This window comes from Streptomyces sp. NPDC001393, from assembly GCF_053597455.1.
This window is the reverse complement of sequence record NZ_JBSFIH010000040.1, coordinates 38,547-57,109: the sequence shown is the minus strand read 5'-3', so window position 1 is coordinate 57,109 and position 18,563 is coordinate 38,547. Positions and strand designations below refer to the sequence as shown.

Sequence of the window (18,563 nt, the reverse complement as noted above, 5' to 3'; positions counted from 1 at the left end):
GCGGGAACGGCCTTCACAGGATTCAACCAGGTTCGCGGGCCGTGGCGCAGGGGCCGGTCAGGGGGTTTGGCGAGGCGCGGAAGGGGACGGTGTGGGAGCGCGGGTGATGCCGGGGACGGGGGCGGACAGCAGGCCGGAGCCGGTGACTCCGGGAACCGCGGACCAGGCGGTGAGCGGATAGACCACGGTGTCGTCGAGCGGACGTATCAGCGGGGAGACCGCGGCCGCCCCGGCCATCACCGGCACGGTCAGGCCGCTCATGGCGGCGCCGGCCTGGGTCCTGCCGGTGCCGGGGGTCGGCAGTCCGGGCACCAGGGGCGCGGTCATCGAGGTCGGGACGACAGGCGTCGGTCCGAGCCGCGAACCGCCCTGGGCGAACACCGGTCCCACTGAGCGGCGGCGCTGGCTGTCGGGCGTGGACGCCCCCGAGCCCGTGCCGGTGCCCGCCGGGCGCGCCGGGATCACATTACTGCCGGTGCCGGGGCCGCCGCGGGCGTCCGCGCTGGTGTCGCCGGGGAGCGCGGTGGTCACGCCGCCGAGGGCGACCGCGGCCAGCGACACGGCTCCGGCGGCGGCGGCCGCGAACCGCAGGCCGCGTGAGGCGGAGCGGCCGTCGTCCGGGCGGCCGACGGGATGGATGCGGAAGCCGCGCTCCTCGGACGCGGGGACAGGGCTTTCCGGATGCGCGGTGCCGTGCGGGCGGGCGGGGACGTATCCGAAGGCGAAGCGCTCGCCGCGCCTTGCTCCGAAGACCCCGAAGACGCCGGAGACGCCCGAGACACCGGAGGCGCCCGTCGTCCCTGTGGTGTCGTCGTCATCCGGGCCGCGGCCGAAGAGTCCCCCGGGCGGCGACATGCCGTCGCCGTCCAGGTCACCTCCGGCGGGGAGACCCTGCAGGCGGGCCAGGAGGCTCGCCGAGGGGGGCGGCGGGGCCGCCTCCGCGAACACGTTCTTCAGCCGGCGCTGGGCGTCCGCCTCCGCCTTGCACCGGGCGCAGGTGGCCAGGTGCGCGAGGACCCGCTCACGCGAGTCATGACCGAGCTCTCCGTCCACCAGGGCGGAGAGCCGGTCTCCCAGGTGCTGCTCTGCGAGGTGTGCCTCCGCAGGTTTGGGCCGGGATCCACTCACGCGGTCGCGCCCCCTCCCCCCAGAGCGGGGACACGGGCCAGGAAGGTGCGCCGCTCGGCCGCGCGGGCCTCCGGGGAACGGTGCGCCAGGGCCTTGCGGAGCTGGGAACGGCCGCGGTGGATACGGGAACGGACCGTGCCGAGCTTGACGCCGAGGGTCGCGGCGATCTCCTCGTACGACAGTCCCTCGATGTCGCACAGGACGACGGCGGCGCGGAACTCGGGCGCGAGGGTGTCCAGGGCCTGCTGGACGTCGGCGTCGAAGTGCGCGTCGTTGAAGAGCTGCTGCGGGGTGGGCTCACGGCTGGCCAGGCGCTCGGCCGCGTCCTCGCCGAGGGCGTCGAAGCGGATGCGCTGCTTGCGCCGGACCATGTCCAGGAACAGGTTGGTGGTGATGCGGTGCAGCCAGCCCTCGAAGGTGCCCGGCGAGTAAGTCGACAGGGAGCGGAAGACGCGGACGAAGACCTCCTGGGTGAGGTCCTCGGCGTCGTGCTGATTGCCCGTCAGACGGTAGGCGAGCCGGTAGACCCGGCCGCTGTGCGTGCTGACGATCTCCTCCCACGTGGGCGGAGTCCACGCCTGCCCGTCCGCGTCGGTGGAGAAGGTCGCGGTCTGGGCCTCGCCTGCGGCGAAACCGGCGTGGTGGTCAGCAGCGGTGTCGGTCACGGATTTCGGCCTGCCCGCCGACCCGAGGAAGCGCCGCAGCACTCCGCCCCGGTCTCCGGGCGCAGCCGCACCTCCCCTGTCGGCTCTGGTGGTGTCCAGTGGAGCCCCTACCATAGCCACCTCGCCCGTTAGCTCCGGATAAGCGGTTTTACGAGAATTTGATACTCGCTGATACGGCTCGTGCGACTGCGTCAGCAGTTGCTCGGCAGTCCGATCCACCTCTCGCCCCTCCGTCGCGTCGCCGACCTCCGTCTCATCCCTATAAACGCCCGGTCCCATCTGCGGGTTCCCACCGCCAACGGATACAGTCACGCCCAGGCAACCACGGGGACAGGAGAGGGTCATTACCGGCAACCGGCAGACGAGCTGGGCGTTCGCCGACGCCTTTGTCGCCGAGGACGAAGCGCTGCGGTGGGCCCGCGACCGGGCCCGCGACGCAGGGCTGCGCTCGGTGTCGCCCGGCACCGGAGCCGCGCTGCGACTGCTCGCCGCCTCCGTGGACGCGAAGGCGGTCGCGGAGATCGGCACGGGCTGCGGGGTGTCCGGAATCCATCTGCTGCACGGCATGCGCCCGGACGGGGTGCTCACCACGGTCGACCCGGAGCCCGAGCACCAGCAGTTCGCCCGGCAGGCCTTCCGCGCCTGCGGTTTCGCCAGCAACCGGGCCCGCTTCATCCCGGGCCGCGCCCTCGACGTGCTGCCCCGGCTCGCGGACGCCGGGTACGACCTCGTCTTCTGCGACGGCGACCGGCTGGAGTACCTGGACTATCTAGCTGAATCGTTGCGCCTGCTGCGGCCGGGCGGTCTCGTCGTGTTCGAGGGCGTCTTCGCAGGTGGCCGTACGGTGGACTCGGGGCCGCAGCCGACAGAGGTGCTGCGGCTGCGGGAGCTGCTACGCGCGGTGCGCGAGAGCCAGGAACTGGTCCCCTCGCTGCTGCCGGTGGGCGACGGCCTGCTGTGCGCCGTCAAGCGGTGACCGGCCCGCCGCGCGAGCCCGGGAACGCGACCGCCCCGGCACCGCGTACGATGCCGGGGCGGTCCGAAGGACAGGATCGCTGGGACGTCAGACGACGACCTTCTTGAGGGCGTCGCCGAGCGCCTCGGCCTCGTCAGGGGTCAGCTCGACGACGAGTCGACCGCCGCCTTCGAGCGGAACGCGCATGACGATGCCCCGCCCCTCCTTGGTCACCTCGAGCGGGCCATCACCCGTCCGCGGCTTCATGGCCGCCATGCTCGTTCCCCTTCCTGAAACCAGCTCATCGTCTGCCGGGAGCCCCCGGGAGGGCTTCCGCGGTTCCGGAGCGGACACGCGACACCGGCATCGAACACATTGCTTCCCAGCCATTATCCCGCATCGCAGGACCCGATGACCAACATCAGTAGGCATCGCTTGGGCAACGCGCGCGAGCAAAACCACCCAATTCGGCGATGTGGCTGCGATACTGCACCACCGCACGGACGTCCGCCGACCGGCTCCGCTCCGGTTTTCTTTGATGCAGCTCACATGTCCGCTCCGGCCCTTGGGCGGCGATCTCCGCCATGCTGTCCTTCATACAAGGACGTACTGAGCGGTACGTCACCCGCGAACCGGAGGGGATGCCCCATGGCCGACACCGTGCTCTACGAGGTGAGCGACGGACTCGCGACGATCACGCTGAACCGCCCCGAGGCGATGAACGCGCTGAACATCCAGGCCAAGGTCGCCCTCCGGGAGGCGGCGGAATCCGCGGCCGGGGACACGGCCGTACGGGCGATCCTGCTGACCGCGGCCGGGGAGCGGGCGTTCTGCGTCGGCCAGGACCTCAAGGAGCACATCGGGCTGCTCGCGGCGGACCGGGAGACCGGGTCCGGGCAGACGATGAGCACGGTCAAGGAGCACTACAACCCGATCGTGCGGGCCCTCGCCGGGGCGCCCAAGCCGGTGGTCGCCGCGGTGAACGGGGTCGCGGCCGGGGCCGGCTTCGGCTTCGCGCTCGCCGCGGACTACCGGGTCGTCGCCGACACGGCCGCCTTCAACACCTCCTTCGCGGGCGTCGCCCTGACCGCCGACTCCGGGATCTCCTGGACCCTGCCCCGGGTGATCGGCCCGAGCCGCGCCGCCGACCTGCTGCTCTTCCCGCGCAACATCAGCGCCCAGGACGCGCTGGAGCTGGGCATCGCCAACCGGGTCGTGCCCGCGGCCGAGCTGCGCGCCGAGGCCGAGAAGACGGCGCGGGCGCTGGCCGAGGGCCCGACGGTGGCGTACGCGGCCATCAAGGAGGCGGTGGCCTACGGCCTCTCGCACTCCCTCACCGAGACGCTGGAGAAGGAGGACGAGCTGCAGACCCGGGCCGGGCGGTCCGAGGACCACGCGATCGCCGTGCAGGCGTTCGTGAACAAGGAGAAGCCGAAGTACCTGGGCCGCTGAGACCGGCCGCTGAGACCGAAAGGGGCGACCCTAGGGCGCGACGAGCAGGGCCTCCGCGCCCACCGGTCGGTAGCCGGCCGCCTGGAAGGCCCGCACGCTGCGGGCGTTGCCGGCGGCCTGCTGCGACCAGACCCACGCGCCCGGGGGAACGAGGTGCCGGGCGGCCGTGGCCAGTGCCCGGCCCAGCCCCCGGTGCCGTACGTCCTCGTCCACCTCGACCGCCGTCTCCCAGCGGCCCGCCACGCCCCGCCCGAGGACGAGCACGCCGCCGTCCGCCGCCCAGACGCGCACGTCGTCCCGGCGCTTTCGCGCGCTGTGCACGCGGGGGTGGTCCGGGTCGGTGAGTTCACGCAGTTGAAGCGGGGGGTCGCCGGGCAGGGAGCCCGCCACGGTGAGCAGGTCGACGCAGTCCGTCCGGCGGCCGGTGCGGGCCAGGAAAGCGGCCAGGAAGCGGGGGTTCATCGCCGCCGCCAGCTCGTCGCAGTCCAGGGACGAGAGCGTGCCGCGGACCCAGTCGGGGTCCTCGTCGGTGAACACCACCGAGTGTGCGGTGAAGGCGATCACTCCGGCGTCGCGGTGGCTGGGCTGCGGCACCACGGTGACGCCGCCGTCGGGCGCCGGGAAGCGCCCCCGGGCCGCCGCGGCCAGGATGCCGGCGAGCGTCCGGGGCATGCGGTCAGGCACCCGCCTTTCGCGCCACGCAGGACGCCAGGTGGTCGTTGACCAGGCCGCAGGCCTGCATCAGCGCGTACGCGGTCGTCGGGCCGACGAATCCGAGGCCCCGTTTCTTCAGGGCCTTGGACAGGGCCGTGGATTCCGGGGTGACCGCCGGGACGTCGGCCAGGGTCTTCGGGGCCGGGCGGCCGGCCGGGTCGGGGGCGTGGGACCAGATCAGCTCGTCCAGCTCGCCGCCCGCCCAGTCGGCGAGCACGCGCGCGTTGGCGAGCGTGGCGTCGACCTTGGCGCGGTTGCGGATGATGCCCGGATCCGCCAGCAGGCGCTCGCGGTCCTCGTCGGTGAACGCGGCGACCTTCTCGATGCGGAAGCCGGCGAAGGCGGCCCGGAAGCCCTCGCGGCGGCGCAGGATCGTGATCCAGGACAGGCCCGACTGGAAGGCCTCCAGGCTGATCCGCTCGAAGAGGGCGTCGTCGCCGTGCACCGGGCGGCCCCACTCCTCGTCGTGGTACGCGACGTAGTCCTCGGTGGACAGGGCCCACGGGCAGCGCAGGGCGCCGTCCGGCCCGGCGAGGGCGGCTCCGTCGCTCATCGCTGGTCCTCCGGATGCTCGGGCTTCTCCAGGTGGACGTGTGCCGCCGCGGCTCTGGCGCCGGCCAGCGCCGACTCCAGGTCGGCGATCCGGGCGTCCCGCTCGGCGAGTTCGGCGCCGAGCCGGCCGAGGGCGTCGTCGACGTCCGCCATGCGGTAGCCGCGCGGGGCGAGGGGGAAGCGCAGGGCGTCCACGTCCGCGCGGTTGACCGGGCGGTCCGGGGGCAGCGGGTCCTGCAGCCGCTCCGGTGCCACCTCGGGCAGCGAGCCGCTCCCGCCGCCGCCCACCACGGCGAGGGTCACCGCGGCGACCACGACGGCCAGCGCGACGACCAGGAACAAGAACATCACCATCGCCAGGGGTCCCCACGCTCCGTGCCGGCCGCTCGGCCGGACGCTGAATCTGTCTGGGTCCGATCGTGCCATGCGAGTCTGACAGTTAGGGTCACAGGCGGTTGTGCTGCGGGACGTACGAGAAGAGGTCACAGCGGATGCTCAGGCTGGGCAGGCGGGAATTCGGGCCCCATGAGCCGGTGATCATGGCGATCGTGAACCGGACTCCGGACTCCTTCTACGACCAGGGGGCCACGTTCCGCGACGAGCCGGCCCTCGCGCGCGTGGAGCAGGCGGTGGCCGAGGGTGCCGCGATCGTCGACATCGGCGGGGTGAAGGCCGGGCCGGGCGAGGAGGTCACGGCCGAGGAGGAGGCGCGGCGGACGGTCGGTTTCGTGGCCGAGGTACGGCGGCGCTTCCCGGACGTGATCATCAGCGTGGACACCTGGCGGGCCGAGGTCGGCGAGGCGGTGTGCGAGGCGGGGGCGGATCTGCTGAACGACGCGTGGGGCGGCGTCGATCCGTATCTCGCGGAGGTCGCGGCGCGGTACGGAGTGGGGCTGGTGTGCACGCACGCGGGGGGTGTGCAGCCGCGTACGCGTCCGCATCGGGTGACGTACGACGACGTGATGGCAGACATCCTCGAGGTCACGGTGGGGCTGGCCGAGCGGGCGGTCGCGCTCGGGGTGCCGCGTGAGTCGGTGCTGATCGATCCCGGGCACGACTTCGGGAAGAACACCCGGCACAGCCTGGAGGCGACACGGCGGCTGGACGAGATGGTCGCCACCGGGTGGCCGGTGCTGGTGTCGCTGTCCAACAAGGACTTCGTGGGCGAGACGCTGGACCGCCCGGTGAAGGAGCGGTTGATCGGCACGCTGGCGACGACCGCGGTGTCCGCGTGGCTGGGGGCGCAGGTGTACCGGGTGCACGAGGTGGCGGAGACCCGCCAGGTCCTGGAGATGGTCGCGTCCATCGCCGGCCATCGTCCCCCTGCGGTTGCGCGCAGGGGGCTGGTGTAGGCCCTTCAGTCGCGGGTGCGCCCGATGTGCTCGATGTGAAGAGTGCGAGCCTCTGACTCGACGCGGTACAGAATGCGCCACGGGCCGCGGTGGAGGCGACGGTGCTGCGTGCCCCAGGCCCTGGAACCTTCGGGCCTGGGGTCATGGGCGAGCTGGTCGGTCGCCTGGAGGAGGGTGTCCACTCCTTCGGGATCGTCCTTGAGGAATCCGGTGGCTTCGTCGAGCGCCACCGGCTCCCACTGGACCTCCCAGGTCACGCCGTGCTCCTCCCGGCGGCTTCGAGGAGTATCCGACGCGCCTCGGCATGGGGAACGGGGGCATCGGTACGCCCGAGAGCGCGGTCGCGCTCAAGGCGGGCCAGCGCCAGAGCGTCCTCGAGGTCTTCGAGTTCCGCCGGAGAGATGAGGACAGCGGTCGCGATGCCCCGGTCGGTCAGGGTGATGTGCTCGTGCTGGGCAGCCCGCCGGGCGAGTTCGCCAAGCTTGCCCCTCGCTTCGGCGATGGGATACGTAGCAGACATGAACATAGTGTACACCTGGATGACACTTGCCCGGCCGAACGCACCACCCTTCAGCGGCCCGCCTCCTTCGACACCAGGGCCACCGCCTCCTCCACGTCGTCCGTGACGTGGAACAGCAGCAGGTCCTTCTCCGCGGCCTTGCCCTGGGCCACCAGGGTGTTCTTCAGCCAGGACACCAGGCCGCCCCAGTACTCGCTGCCGAAGAGGACGATCGGGAAGCGGGTGACCTTCTGGGTCTGGACCAGGGTCAGCGCCTCGAAGAGTTCGTCGAGGGTGCCGAGGCCGCCGGGCAGGACCACAAAACCCTGCGCGTACTTCACGAACATCATCTTGCGGACGAAGAAGTAGCGGAAGTTCAGGCCGATGTCGACATAGGGGTTCAGCCCCTGCTCGAAGGGCAGCTCGATGCCGAGGCCGACCGAGACGCCGCCCGCCTCGCAGGCGCCCCTGTTGGCCGCCTCCATCGCGCCCGGACCACCGCCCGTGATCACGGCCCAGCCGGCCTCCACCAGCCCCCGCCCGAGCCGCACCCCGGCGTCGTACTCCGGCGAGTCCACCGGCGTACGTGCGGAGCCGAACACGCTGATGGCGGGCGGGAGTTCGGCCAGCGTGCCGAAGCCCTCGATGAACTCCGACTGGATGCGCAGCACGCGCCAGGGGTCGGTGTGGACCCAGTCCGAGGGGCCACCGGCGTCCAGCAGCCGCTGGTCGGTCGTGCTGGCCGTCACCTGTCCGCGCCGTCGGAGGACCGGTCCGAGCCGCTGCTCGTCCGGCGGGATCTTCTTCCCCTCGGGGTTGCCGGTAGGCATGTGCGCTCCCTCCGCTCGGGGGTGGTTCCACCTCAGCGTAGATCCACGCCGGTTACGGAGGGGGGACAAGCGCATGTCCGGCACGCGTGCGCCGTACGGGCGTCCTACGCCGTCGTACGGCGTCGTACGGCGTCCTACGCCGTGAGCCAGGTACGCAGGCGCTCCTCGCCCGCGAGGATCTTGGCCGTCTCCACCCGCTCGTCCCGCTTGTGCGCCAAGTGCGGATTGCCCGGGCCGTAGTTGACGGCCGGGATGCCGAGCGCGGAGAAGCGGGAGACGTCCGTCCAGCCGTACTTGGGGCGGGGAGTGCCGCCCACCGCCTCGATGAAGGCCGCGGCGGCCGGGTGGGAGAGGCCGGGCAGCGCGCCGCCGCTGTGGTCGTCGACCACGAACTCCTCCACGCCGCAGTCCGCGAACACCTCGCGGACGTGCGCGATCGCCTCCTCCTCGGTGCGGTCGGGGGCGTAGCGGAAGTTGACCGTCACCACGCACTCGTCGGGGATGACATTGCCGGCGACCCCGCCGCTGATGCCCACCGCGTTCAGGCCCTCGCGGTACTCCAGGCCGTCGATCAGCGGCCAGCGCGGCTCGTAGGACGCCAGGCGGGCCAGGATGGGGCCGGCTGCGTGGATGGCGTTGGACCCCATCCAGCCGCGCGCCGAGTGGGCCCGCTCGCCCTTCGTCCTCAGCAGCACCCGCAGGGTGCCCTGGCAGCCGCCCTCGACCTCGCCGTCGGAGGGCTCCAGCAGCACCGCGAAGTCGCCCTGAAGCCACTCCGGGTGGGCCTCGGCCATGTGCTTGAGGCCGTTGAGCTCGGCGGCGACCTCCTCGTTGTCGTAGAAGACGAAGGTCAGGTCGCGGTTGGGGGCGGGGACCGTGGCCGCGATGCGCAGCTGCACCGCGACGCCCGACTTCATGTCGCAGGTGCCGCAGCCCCACAGCACGCCGTCCTCGTCCAGGCGCGAGGGCACGTTGTCCGCGATCGGCACCGTGTCGATGTGGCCGGCCAGGATCACGCGCTCGGCGCGGCCCAGGTGGGTGCGGGCGACCACGTTGTTGCCGTAACGGTCGACGGTGAGGTGCGGCAGGGCGCGCAGGGCGGTCTCGATCGCGTCCGCGAGCGGCTTCTCGGTGCCGCTCTCGGAGGGGAAGTCCACGAGCTGCGCGGTGAGCGCGGCGGCGTCGAGCGTGAGGTCAAGCGAGGTGTCGGCCATGGCGTCGACCCTAGCGCGCCGCTCGCCGGGGCCGGGGGTAAGCGCTGTCCGGTAACCCCACGTGAGGGCCCGTCGGGCCTCCAGTACCTTGTAGGGCGTGCCAGAGCCGTCCCCCACCCGTCCCAAGCGCCGCGGCCGCCTCTTCCGTTTCGGCGCGGCCCTGTTGGTCCTGTGCGGCGTCGCCGCGTACCTCGTGGTGCAGTACGTCACCGGAGGCGGCGGAGCGCCCGGCTGCAAGGTGGTCTCGGCCGACGGTGACGCGACGTCGTACGAGTTCACCCCGGAGCAGGCGGTGAACGCGGCGACGATCGCGGCGGTCGGCACCGGGCGCGGGATGCCCGAGCGGGCGGTGACAATCGCGCTGGCGACCGCCCTGCAGGAGTCGGGGCTGCGCAACGTCGAGCACGGCGACCGGGACTCGCTGGGCCTGTTCCAGCAGCGGCCCTCGCAGGGCTGGGGCACCGAGCAGCAGATCATGGACCCGGCGTACGCGGCGGGCATCTTCTACGCCCACCTTGCCAAGGTGCCGGACTACACCGCGCTGCCGCTGACCGAGGCGGCCCAGGAGGTCCAGCGCAGCGGCTACCCGGAGGCGTACGCCAAGCACGAGCCGGACGCGAAGCTGCTGGCGGCGGCGCTGACCGGGCGGGCGGCGGCCACGCTGACCTGCGACGGGCGCCCGGAGACCACGGCCTCGGCGACGGGTCCGGACGCGGTACGGGCCGCGCTGGTACGGGACTTCGGGCGGGACGCGCTGCAGGAGACCGGTGCGCAGGTGGGCGGTACGCCCGTGCCCTCGCCCTCCCCCTCGCCGAGCGTCACCGCGACCGCCGAGGGGCGGACCGTGACCGTGCCGGTGCCGCAGGGCGCGAAGGTGGACGCGATCGGGCGCGGCGAGCGGCAGCGGGGCTGGCAGCTGGCGCAGTGGGCGGTGGCCAACTCCTCGGCGCTGCACATCCAGCGGGTGTCGTACGCGGGGCGGGAGTGGGCCGCGGGGAGCGGCGGTGGGCAGTGGAAGCCGGCCGCTTCGGACGGGGGCCGCGGTGCGGGTGCGCCGCTGGGTGTCGTCCGGATCGTGACCGGACAGTAGTACGGGGCGTCACTCCCAGGTGTTGTACGGCGCCGGTCCGGGCGGCGGTCCGGGCAGGAGGCGTGCCGTTTCGGGGATCCCTTGGAAATCAAGGGCCGTAAGGATTCTGCGGAATTTTGGGCGGACGTTCTTTGCCCGTTTTTATCCACACCTGATAATGCGATGCGTTATCCATTCTTTACCCGGGGCGTCCGCAACCTTCGCGGGTTTCGAGCGGTAGTCACGGCGTCCGAGCCACGACACGGACCCGGACACATACCGTTCTCTCCCGTCGAATGGAGCATCATGTCCCTCCCTCTGACCCGCCGGATCGCCCGTGCCGCGCTGCTCGTCGCAGCGGGAGCGGCAGCCGGGGTCGGTGCGGCCGGCTCCGCCGGTGCGGCCACGAACCTGCCGGCGGCGGCCCCGAACGTGGGTGGTCTGTCCGCCCTGGACACGGCACACGCCGGCAACACCGTCGACGCTGCCGCGCAGACCGCCACGTCCCTCGCGGGCCACACGGGCGGCAAGGCGGTCGAGCAGACGGTGCCGACCGCGGGCAAGACCGTCGGCGGTGCCGCGAAGAAGACGGCGCCGGTGGCGCAGCAGGCCGCGGGTGGCGCCGCCGGGGCGGCGGGGCAGGTCCTCGGGGGCGCCGCGTCCCACGCCACGCCCAACCTGCCGGTGCAGAGCCTGCCGCTGGGTAGCTGAGGCCGGCCGCAGTAGCCCTCACGGTGACGGGGTCCAGGGTGTTCCCTGGACCCCGTTCCCTTTTGGGCCACAGACGGCCGACTTGGGTCACAGACGACCGGCCTGGGTCACAGGCGGCGGTCCCGGATCACAGACGGCCGACCGCCGCCTGGATGCGTTCGTCCGTCGCCGTCAGGGCCACCCGTACGAACGTCTCGCCCGCCTCGCCGTAGAAGTCGCCGGGGGCGACGAGGATGCCCAGGTCGGCGAGGTGGGCGACCGTGGTCCAGCAGGACTCGTCGCGGGTGGCCCAGAGGTACAGGCTCGCCTCGCTGTGCTCGATGCGGAAGCCGTGGCCCAGCAGGGCGGCCCGCAGGGCCTCGCGGCGGGCGGCGTAGCGCTCGCGCTGGATGCGGACGTGCTCGTCGTCGCCGAGGGCCGCCACCACCGCCGCCTGGGTGGGCGCCGGGGTCATCATGCCGCCGTGCTTGCGGATCTCCAGCAGCGGGCCCAGGACGGCCGGGTCGCCGGCGACGAAGGCCGCGCGGTAGCCGGCCAGGTTGGAGCGCTTGGAGAGCGAGTGGACGGCCACGATGCCGTCGTAGGAGCCGCCGTTGACGTCCGGGTGCAGGACGGAGACCGGGTCGGCCTCCCAGCCCAGCTCCAGGTAGCACTCGTCGGAGAACAGCAGGACGTCGTGGGCGCGGGCCCAGGCCACGATGTCCGTCAGCTCCTGCTTCGACAGCACCTTGCCCGTCGGGTTGGACGGGGAGTTCAGCCAGAGCAGCTTCAGGTTCGCCGGGTCCAGGTCGCGCGGGTCGTCGTAGACCTCGTAGTCCGCGCGGGCCAGGCGGGCGCCGACCTCGTACGTCGGGTAGGCGAGGCGCGGGTAGGCCACCCTGTCGCCGGGGCCGAGGCCCAGCTGGGTGGGCAGCCAGGCCACCAGTTCCTTGGAGCCGACGACCGGCAGGACATGGCGGTGGGTGAGGTCGCGGGCGCCGAGCCGGCGCTCCAGCCAGCCGGTGATCGCGTCGCGCAGCGCCGGGGTGCCCCACACGGTGGGATAGCCCGGGGAGTCGGCCGCGTCGATGAGGGCCTTCTGGATCAGTTCGGGCACCGGGTCGACCGGGGTGCCCACGGAGAGGTCGACGATCCCGTCCGGGTGTGCGGCGGCCGTCTTCCGGTACGGCTCCAGCTTGTCCCAGGGGAAGGTCGGCAGGCGGTCGGAGACTGCGGACACGGGAATCAGGCTCACTTTCGTACGGTGCGGCAAACGCCTCGGTCCCGTACGGCGGTGATCAGTCCTGCGGAGGCTGATCGGGCCGTACGGGACCGAGGCGGCGCGGCTTGCGGGCGCCGCTTGGCGCTCAGACGGTCACTCGGCCTGCGGCGGCAGCGCGGCGACGAAGGGGTGGTCGCGCTCGATCAGCCCCAGCTTGCTGGCACCGCCGGGAGAGCCGAGCTCGTCGAAGAACTCGACGTTCGCCTTGTAGTAGTCCTTCCACTCCTCCGGGACGTCGTCCTCGTAGAAGATCGCCTCGACCGGGCAGACCGGCTCACAGGCACCACAGTCGACGCATTCGTCCGGGTGGATGTACAAGGACCGGGAGCCCTCGTAAATGCAGTCGACCGGGCACTCCTCGATGCACGCCTTGTCCTTGACGTCGACACAAGGCTGCGCGATGACGTAGGTCACGCTGTCGTTCCTCCTCGATAGGGCGCTGGCGGGCCTCCTCAGGCTCCGCCGCCTGGCGCGCGGGAGCGCGGCGTCGTCGATGCCCGCCCCTAGTATCTCCGTTCCGGAGCATGATCCGAACAGGAGGGGTGAACTGACCAGTGGAAATCTCGGCTGCAGGACGCCTGGAAGTCCGTATCACCCCTGCTGACGTGGGAAAACGGGTGTCGGTACGGCGGTTGAGGGAACCTGGAGCGGCGCCGGAGAAGTTCACCGACACGGTGGGTGTTCTCACATCATGGGACAACGGCGTGCTCATGATCACACGGCGGGACGGGCAGAGCGTCCGGATCGCCGAGTCCGCGCTGGTCGCGGGCAAGGTGGTACCGGCCGCTCCCGCGCGCCGCCGTGGACCCGCCGCCTCCTACGCGGAACTGGCACCCGTCACCTCGCGTGGCTGGCAGCCGCTGGAGACCGAGCGGCTCGGCGAGTGGGTCCTGCGGGCCTCTGGCGGCTTCACCCGGCGGGCCAACAGCGTGCTGCCGCTCGGCGACCCCGGCCTTCCCCTCGACGCGGCCCTCGCCGCCGTACGACGCTGGTACGGCGAGCGCGGCCTGCCCGCCTACGTCCAGACGGCCACCGGAGCCGAGGGCACGCAGGAGCTGCTGTGCGCGGAGCTGGAGCGGCGCGGCTGGGTGCGGGAGGTGACCGCCGAGGTGTGGACCGGTGCCCTGGCGCCGGTCGCGGACCGGGCCGAGGGCAGCGGTGTGGTGCTGTCGCGGCGGGCGGACGAGGCGTGGCTCGCCCGGTACCAGCGCAAGGGGGTGAGCGAGGTGGCCCTGCGGGTGCTCGGCGCCGGTCCGTCGGTGTGGTTCGCGACCGTGCCCGGTGCCGGGGAGGCGCCGCCCGCGGCGATCGGGCGGTGTGTCGTGGACGGGCGGTGGGCCGGGTTCGCGGCGGTCGAGGTGGATCCCTGGCGGCGCCGGGAGGGGCTCGCCACCGAGGTGATGGCCGCGCTGGCCCGGCGGGCGCTGGACGAGGGCGCGTCGGCGGCCTGGCTGCAGGTCGAGACGGACAACGAGGCGGCGCGGGCCCTGTACGCCGCACTGGGCTTCACGCCGCACCACGCGTACCACCATTACCGGGCGCCGGCCGAGGCGACGTCCGAGAAGCGGCACGACGAGACGGGCGGGTCCGCGGCCCGGAACCGGCCGACGGAAGCATCCACCGATGATCGAGAAACGGCCATGGGTGCACCGGGCCGGCGGAGTCACCCCGCCACACCCGCCGGCCGCCGGGAACCGGTGCTCCCCGCGGCCGGAGGTCGGGTGCCGGACGATTCCCGGCCGGGTCGGTCGTAGAACCGCCTGTGGAAGGGCATGAGCCTGGCATGCGTCACCCGTATCTGCCGCCGCCGTACCCGCCCCCGCCGGAGCGGTCGGCCGAGCTGCGCCGCAGGTTCGCGGAGGAGGCCCGGTCCGAGCGGCCGGATCTGTCGGCGCTGTGCCTGCTGATCGGCGCCGAGGGGGACGGCACGCTGGACGAGGCCGGGATCGACGCGGCCCAGCTGGAGCTGGACCGGCTGGCGGGCGAGCTGCCGTACCGGCCGGGCGGGCCGCACGCGTGGGCGGAGGCCGTACGGCGGCTGCTCGGGGCGCGCTACGGCTTCCACGGCACGCCCGGCGACTACCAGCGGCTGGAGTCCTCCCTGCTGCACGAGGTGCTGCGGCGGCGGCGCGGGCTGCCGATCCTGCTGTCGGTGGTGTGGCTGGAGGTCGCGCGGCGGGCCGGGGCTCCGGTGTACGGGGTCGCGCTGCCGGGGCACTTCGTGGTGGGGTTCGGCCCGGCCGAGGAGCAGGTGCTGGCCGATCCGTTCGACGGCGGGCGGGTGCTGACCGGGACCGACGCGGAGCTGCTCGTGGTGGGGGCCACGGGCGCGCCGCTGGAGCCCTCCATGCTGGAGCCGGCCACGCCGCTGGAGGTCGTCCAGCGGATCCTGAACAACATCCGCGCGTGGGCCGCGGCCCGGCCCGAGCGGTCGGACGTGGCGCTGTGGGCCGTGGAGCTGGCCCTGCTGGTCCCCGCGCATCCGGCGCGGCTGCGCTACGAGAAGGGCCAACTGCTGGTGCAGCGCGGGGAGTTCAGGTCAGGAGCCAAGGAGCTGGAGTACTACGCCGACCTGATCGAGGTGGTGGACGAGCCGGCCGCGTTGAAGGTACGGCAACAGGCCCATACCGCTCGCGCGATGCTCAACTGACCTCTCAGAGCCAGCCCTTCTCCCGCGCCGTGCGCACCGCCTCCGCCCTGTTCCGTACCGCCAGTTTCTGGATGGCCGTGGAGAGGTAGTTGCGGACCGTGCCCTGGGAGAGGTGGAGGGTCTTGGCCAGTTCGGCGTTGGTGGAGCCGTCGGCGGCCGCGCGGAGCACCTCGCGTTCGCGCTCGGTGAGCGGGTTGGCGCCCTCGGCGAGCGCGGCGGCGGCGAGCGTGGGGTCGATGACCCGCTCGCCGGACAGCACCTTGCGGATCGCCTCGGCGAGCTGGGCGGCCGGGGCGTCCTTGACGAGGAAGGCGTCGGCGCCGGCCTCCATGGCGCTGCGCAGATAGCCGGGGCGCCCGAAGGTCGTCAGCACGACCAGCTTGACCTGCGGGAACTCCCGGTGGACCTGGGCGGCAGCCTCGATACCGGTGCAGCCGGGCATCTCGATGTCGAGCAGCGCCACGTCCACGCCGTGCGCGCCGACGGCCGCCAGCACCTGGTCCCCGCGCGCGACCTGGGCGACGACCTCGATGTCCTCCTCCAGGCCGAGCAGCGCGGCCAGGGCCTCGCGGACCATCGACTGGTCCTCGGCCAGGAGAACCTTGATCGTGCTCGTCATGCCCCGGATCCTACGTGCCCCGCAGGGGCCGCGGGGACGCGGGCGACCAGCCGGAACCCGTGCTTGATCCGGCCCGCCTCCAGGGTGCCGCCGGCCTTCTCCAGGCGCTCGGTGAGGCCGGTCAGACCGTTGCCGGGTCCGCCGCCGGAGCCGCCGGATCCGTTGTCCTCGACCGAGAGTTCGAGCAGCGCGCCGTCCAGGGTCTGGCGGTGGGTGAGCTGGACGCGGCACGTGTCCGCGCCGCTGTGCCGGACCACGTTGGTGACCGCCTCGCGCAGCGCCCAGGCGAGCGCGGACTCGGACTCCTCGGGGACGCCGTGGAGATCGGGCTCGGCGGGCAGTTCGGCGCTGACGCCGGCGGCGGTCAGGGCGACCTGGGTGCCGGCGAGTTCGGCGGCGAGCCTGGGGCGCCGGTAGCCGGTGACCGCCTCCCGTACGTCGACCAGGGCCTGCCGACTGACCTGTTCGATGTCGGCGACCTGCTGGGCCGCCTTGTCGGGGTGGTCCGGCAGCATCCGGCCGGCCAGCTCGCTCTTCAGCGTGATCAGGGAGAGCGAGTGGCCGAGCAGGTCGTGCAGGTCACGGGCGAGCCGCAGCCGCTCCTCGTTCGCGGCGAGCTGGGCGACGGTGGCCCGGGCCTTGCGCAACTCGATGGTCGTACGGACCAGTTGGCCGACGCCGATCATCGCGAACCCGATCATCGGGACGAGGAGCAGGGTCACGTCCGGCTTCTCGTGCCAGTGCAGTCCGACGAGGACCATCGCCACGGTCGCCCCGGGGATCGCCCAGAACGCGGCCCGGACCGGCATGGTGGCCCCGCAGGCGACGGAGAGGTAGACGAACAGGCCGAGCCAGGCGGGACCGAGGGTGTAGACCAGGAGGGGAGCGAGGACGGCCATGACCGAGATCATCGAGACGACGATCCTCGGCGCGAAGGGCCGCCCCATGTTGCGGAAGACCAGCGACAGGTAGGTGACGACGAAGGCGGTCAGGCCGAGCGCGCCCGCCACCGTGCCGCCCGTGCTGTGCCGGCCGCTGGTCAGATCCTGGACCGGGGAGCTGAGAAAGATCAGCCAGACCCCGATCCACAGCGACTTGACCACGATCTCGCGCCGGTTGCGCGGCCCCTGGCCGATCCGCACCTGGTGATCCGGCCGCCGCTCGCGGGCCTGCGGGTCTTCCGTCATCGCGCTCACGCCTTCAGCGTGTCCTTCCGGTACAGCCAGGCTGCGCCGCCCGCGAAGAGGACGAAGTACACGGCGAGGACGGCGACGTCCGTCGCGTGCGGGGCCTGGCTCTGTTCGATCGACCGCCCCAGTGCAGCGTACGCGTGCGTGGGCAGCCACTTCGCGATGTCCTGCAGAACCTTCGGGAAGGTGGTGGTCGGCATCCACAGGCCGCCGAGGATGGACAGGCCGAAGTAGATGATCATCGTGAGGGGGCGGACCGCGTCACCGCTCGCGAGGTAGCCGAGGGCGACGCCGAGCGCGGCGAAGACGAGGCTGCCGGCCCAGATGATCCCGGTGAGGGCGAGCCACTGCCAGGCGTCCAGGTGGACGTGCTTGATCGCGGCGGCGGCGATGAACAGCACGACGATGGACGGCAGGCTCACCACGGCGGCGCTGGCGGTCTTGGCGATGACGTAGCCGCGACCGGGCAGCGTGGTCAGCCGCAGCTGCCGTACCCAGCCGTTCTCGCGTTCCTTGGCGATGCGCTCGCTGTTGCCCATGAGGACGGCGGTCAGGGCGCCGAAGGAGGCCATGGAGACCATCAGGTAGGTGGCGACGGTCAGGCCGGTGCCGTCGACCTTCTGGTTCGAGCCGGAGCTGCTGGAGAAGATCAGGAAGAGGGCCGTGGGGTAGAGCACCGAGAAGAACAGGAACTTCTTGTTGCGCAGGGCACGCGCCAGTTCCAGCTTGATCAGGGCGTTCATGACTGCTTGGCCTCCTCGGCCTGCGTGATGGCGACGAAGGCCTGCTCCAGACCGAGACCGGCGACTTCGAGATTGCGGGGGTAGACACCGAGGCCGTACAGGGCGTGCACGGTGGCGTCGGCGTCGGACGACTGGATGCGGACGGTCTGTCCCGAGACGTCCATCGAGGTCAGGAACGGCAGGGCGCGCAGGGCGGCCTCGTCGATCCCGCCCTCCAGGTCGAAGGAGACCCGGCGGGCGCCGGCCTTGGCCTTGATCTCGGCGGCGGTGCCGTCGGCGAGGAGCCGGCCGCGGTGCAGCACCAGGACCCGGTCGGCGATGGCGTCGGCCTCTTCGAGGTAGTGGGTCGCGAAGAGGACGGTACGGCCCTGGTCGGCCTGTTCGCGCATGGTGGCCCAGAAGGCCTGGCGGGCGGAGACGTCCATGCCGGTGGTCGGCTCGTCCAGGATGATCAGGTCGCTGTCGCCCGCGGTGGCGAGGGCGAAGCGGACCCGCTGGGCCTGGCCGCCGGAGAGCTTGTTGACCTTGCGGTCGGCGATCTGCGCGATGCCCGCGCGGGCCATGACGTCCGCGGCCTTGTACGGCTTCGGGTGCAGCGAGCACCCCAGCTTGACCAGTTCCTCGACGGTGACCTCGTCCATCAGTCCGCCGCTCTGCAGCATCGCGCCGACCCGTCCGGCGACGATCGCCTCGCGCGGAGTGCCGCCGAAGAGGCTCACCGTGCCGCCGTCGGGCTGCTTGAGGCCGAGGAGCAGGTCGAGGGTGGTGGACTTGCCGGCCCCGTTCGGGCCGAGGAGGGCGACGGTCTCGCCCGGGTACAGCCGGAGCGAGAGCCCGTCGACGGCCCGTACGCTGCCGTAGGTCTTGCTCACCTGGTCGAAGCCGACCACCGGGGTGGTGGTGGCCGGTGCCGCAGTTGTCGTCATGGCGTCCATGGTCGCGGCTCGGGGCCGGGGCCC

Annotated in this window: 23 protein-coding genes and 1 pseudogene; 7 read left to right on the top strand and 17 right to left on the bottom strand. The window is 72.4% G+C overall.

What is annotated here, in order from left to right; genetic code table 11:
- Nucleotides 1-57: 57 nt before the first annotated feature.
- Both ACWC2T_RS32435 and sigE read right to left on the bottom strand, forming a co-directional pair.
- Nucleotides 58-1,128 (bottom strand): zf-HC2 domain-containing protein, encoded by a 1,071-nt coding sequence (locus ACWC2T_RS32435; RefSeq protein WP_450673906.1) that lies wholly within the window; start codon nucleotides 1,126-1,128, stop codon nucleotides 58-60.
- Nucleotides 1,125-1,835, bottom strand: a complete 711-nt coding sequence (gene sigE / locus ACWC2T_RS32430) for an RNA polymerase sigma factor SigE (protein WP_351207948.1) — start codon at nucleotides 1,833-1,835, stop codon at nucleotides 1,125-1,127. The genes ACWC2T_RS32435 and sigE overlap by 4 nt, the downstream gene beginning before the upstream one ends.
- A 235-nt stretch (nucleotides 1,836-2,070) precedes the next feature.
- On the opposite strand from sigE, the gene ACWC2T_RS32425 reads away from it, so the two are divergent.
- Entirely contained in the window at nucleotides 2,071-2,769 is a 699-nt protein-coding gene (locus tag ACWC2T_RS32425) for an O-methyltransferase (RefSeq protein WP_450673931.1), read from the top strand.
- An 87-nt stretch (nucleotides 2,770-2,856) separates the two neighbouring features.
- On the opposite strand, the gene ACWC2T_RS32420 is transcribed toward ACWC2T_RS32425, so the two are convergent.
- Nucleotides 2,857-3,024 carry a DUF3117 domain-containing protein gene (locus ACWC2T_RS32420; protein WP_018544333.1) on the bottom strand — a complete coding sequence of 56 codons (168 nt, stop codon included), beginning with the start codon at nucleotides 3,022-3,024 and terminating at the stop codon, nucleotides 2,857-2,859.
- A gap of 145 nt (nucleotides 3,025-3,169) precedes the next feature.
- The gene (locus ACWC2T_RS32415; protein ID WP_450673905.1) at nucleotides 3,170-3,334 is read right to left on the bottom strand and encodes a hypothetical protein; all 165 of its coding nucleotides are present in this window, start codon (nucleotides 3,332-3,334) and stop codon (nucleotides 3,170-3,172) included.
- Between the two features lie 62 nt (nucleotides 3,335-3,396).
- Here ACWC2T_RS32415 and chcB point away from each other — a divergent pair, with 62 nt between their 5' ends.
- The gene (gene chcB, locus ACWC2T_RS32410) at nucleotides 3,397-4,200 is read left to right on the top strand and encodes a 2-cyclohexenylcarbonyl CoA isomerase (RefSeq protein WP_450673904.1); all 804 of its coding nucleotides are present in this window, start codon (nucleotides 3,397-3,399) and stop codon (nucleotides 4,198-4,200) included.
- Between the two features lie 30 nt (nucleotides 4,201-4,230).
- Here the strand turns inward: chcB and ACWC2T_RS32405 are convergent, their stop codons facing one another.
- The 3 genes from ACWC2T_RS32405 to ACWC2T_RS32395 are packed head-to-tail and all read right to left on the bottom strand — an operon-like array spanning nucleotide 4,231 to nucleotide 5,820.
- A complete protein-coding gene (locus tag ACWC2T_RS32405) occupies nucleotides 4,231-4,872 on the bottom strand; it encodes a GNAT family N-acetyltransferase (protein ID WP_450673903.1) in 642 nt (213 codons plus the stop codon).
- A gap of 4 nt (nucleotides 4,873-4,876) precedes the next feature.
- The gene (locus ACWC2T_RS32400; RefSeq protein WP_450673902.1) at nucleotides 4,877-5,467 is read right to left on the bottom strand and encodes a DNA-3-methyladenine glycosylase I; all 591 of its coding nucleotides are present in this window, start codon (nucleotides 5,465-5,467) and stop codon (nucleotides 4,877-4,879) included.
- Entirely contained in the window at nucleotides 5,464-5,820 is a 357-nt protein-coding gene (locus ACWC2T_RS32395) for a DivIVA domain-containing protein (RefSeq protein WP_450673901.1), read from the bottom strand. Before ACWC2T_RS32395 ends, ACWC2T_RS32400 begins: the two co-directional genes overlap by 4 nt.
- A gap of 137 nt (nucleotides 5,821-5,957) precedes the next feature.
- On the opposite strand from ACWC2T_RS32395, the gene folP reads away from it, so the two are divergent.
- Nucleotides 5,958-6,818, top strand: a complete 861-nt coding sequence (gene folP / locus ACWC2T_RS32390; protein ID WP_450673900.1) for a dihydropteroate synthase — start codon at nucleotides 5,958-5,960, stop codon at nucleotides 6,816-6,818.
- A 5-nt stretch (nucleotides 6,819-6,823) separates the two neighbouring features.
- On the opposite strand, the gene ACWC2T_RS32385 is transcribed toward folP, so the two are convergent.
- The 4 genes from ACWC2T_RS32385 to dapE all read right to left on the bottom strand — a co-directional run bounded on the left by ACWC2T_RS32385 (nucleotide 6,824) and on the right by dapE (nucleotide 9,361).
- A complete protein-coding gene (locus tag ACWC2T_RS32385; RefSeq protein WP_450673899.1) occupies nucleotides 6,824-7,075 on the bottom strand; it encodes a type II toxin-antitoxin system RelE family toxin in 252 nt (83 codons plus the stop codon).
- The gene (locus ACWC2T_RS32380; RefSeq protein WP_450673898.1) at nucleotides 7,072-7,338 is read right to left on the bottom strand and encodes a type II toxin-antitoxin system prevent-host-death family antitoxin; all 267 of its coding nucleotides are present in this window, start codon (nucleotides 7,336-7,338) and stop codon (nucleotides 7,072-7,074) included. The genes ACWC2T_RS32385 and ACWC2T_RS32380 overlap by 4 nt, the downstream gene beginning before the upstream one ends.
- Before the next feature lie 50 nt (nucleotides 7,339-7,388).
- Nucleotides 7,389-8,147, bottom strand: coding sequence for an LOG family protein (locus ACWC2T_RS32375; protein ID WP_055707269.1), 759 nt, complete (start codon nucleotides 8,145-8,147; stop codon nucleotides 7,389-7,391).
- A gap of 134 nt (nucleotides 8,148-8,281) precedes the next feature.
- Complete coding sequence (dapE, locus tag ACWC2T_RS32370; protein ID WP_450673897.1) at nucleotides 8,282-9,361, bottom strand: succinyl-diaminopimelate desuccinylase; 1,080 nt, start codon at nucleotides 9,359-9,361, stop codon at nucleotides 8,282-8,284.
- A 97-nt stretch (nucleotides 9,362-9,458) separates the two neighbouring features.
- Between dapE and ACWC2T_RS32365 the strand changes: the two genes are divergently transcribed.
- Nucleotides 9,459-10,451, top strand: coding sequence for a heavy metal transporter (locus ACWC2T_RS32365; RefSeq protein ID WP_450673896.1), 993 nt, complete (start codon nucleotides 9,459-9,461; stop codon nucleotides 10,449-10,451).
- A gap of 285 nt (nucleotides 10,452-10,736) precedes the next feature.
- A complete protein-coding gene (locus tag ACWC2T_RS32360) occupies nucleotides 10,737-11,141 on the top strand; it encodes an ATP-binding protein (protein WP_450673895.1) in 405 nt (134 codons plus the stop codon).
- A gap of 127 nt (nucleotides 11,142-11,268) precedes the next feature.
- On the opposite strand, the gene ACWC2T_RS32355 is transcribed toward ACWC2T_RS32360, so the two are convergent.
- Both ACWC2T_RS32355 and fdxA read right to left on the bottom strand, forming a co-directional pair.
- Nucleotides 11,269-12,360, bottom strand: coding sequence for a bifunctional succinyldiaminopimelate transaminase/glutamate-prephenate aminotransferase (locus ACWC2T_RS32355; protein ID WP_450673894.1), 1,092 nt, complete (start codon nucleotides 12,358-12,360; stop codon nucleotides 11,269-11,271).
- A gap of 135 nt (nucleotides 12,361-12,495) precedes the next feature.
- Nucleotides 12,496-12,816: a ferredoxin gene (gene fdxA, locus ACWC2T_RS32350; RefSeq protein WP_003998156.1), complete on the bottom strand. Its 321-nt coding sequence runs from the start codon at nucleotides 12,814-12,816 to the stop codon at nucleotides 12,496-12,498.
- A 140-nt stretch (nucleotides 12,817-12,956) separates the two neighbouring features.
- Here fdxA and ACWC2T_RS32345 point away from each other — a divergent pair.
- Nucleotides 12,957-13,949 (top strand): annotated as a pseudogene (locus tag ACWC2T_RS32345) (GNAT family N-acetyltransferase); the annotation flags it as partial.
- A 236-nt stretch (nucleotides 13,950-14,185) separates the two neighbouring features.
- Nucleotides 14,186-15,052 carry a SirB1 family protein gene (locus ACWC2T_RS32340; RefSeq protein ID WP_450673893.1) on the top strand — a complete coding sequence of 289 codons (867 nt, stop codon included), beginning with the start codon at nucleotides 14,186-14,188 and terminating at the stop codon, nucleotides 15,050-15,052.
- 4 nt (nucleotides 15,053-15,056) lie between these two features.
- On the opposite strand, the gene ACWC2T_RS32335 is transcribed toward ACWC2T_RS32340, so the two are convergent.
- Genes ACWC2T_RS32335 through ACWC2T_RS32320 form a run of 4 tightly spaced genes read right to left on the bottom strand, consistent with a single transcriptional unit; the run spans nucleotide 15,057 to nucleotide 18,530 of the window.
- Nucleotides 15,057-15,671, bottom strand: a complete 615-nt coding sequence (locus ACWC2T_RS32335) for a response regulator (protein ID WP_450673892.1) — start codon at nucleotides 15,669-15,671, stop codon at nucleotides 15,057-15,059.
- Entirely contained in the window at nucleotides 15,668-16,858 is a 1,191-nt protein-coding gene (locus tag ACWC2T_RS32330; protein ID WP_450673930.1) for a sensor histidine kinase, read from the bottom strand. Before ACWC2T_RS32330 ends, ACWC2T_RS32335 begins: the two co-directional genes overlap by 4 nt.
- A gap of 5 nt (nucleotides 16,859-16,863) precedes the next feature.
- Nucleotides 16,864-17,604, bottom strand: a complete 741-nt coding sequence (locus ACWC2T_RS32325) for an ABC transporter permease (protein WP_450673891.1) — start codon at nucleotides 17,602-17,604, stop codon at nucleotides 16,864-16,866.
- The gene (locus ACWC2T_RS32320; RefSeq protein WP_450673890.1) at nucleotides 17,601-18,530 is read right to left on the bottom strand and encodes an ABC transporter ATP-binding protein; all 930 of its coding nucleotides are present in this window, start codon (nucleotides 18,528-18,530) and stop codon (nucleotides 17,601-17,603) included. Before ACWC2T_RS32320 ends, ACWC2T_RS32325 begins: the two co-directional genes overlap by 4 nt.
- Nucleotides 18,531-18,563 lie beyond the last annotated feature (33 nt).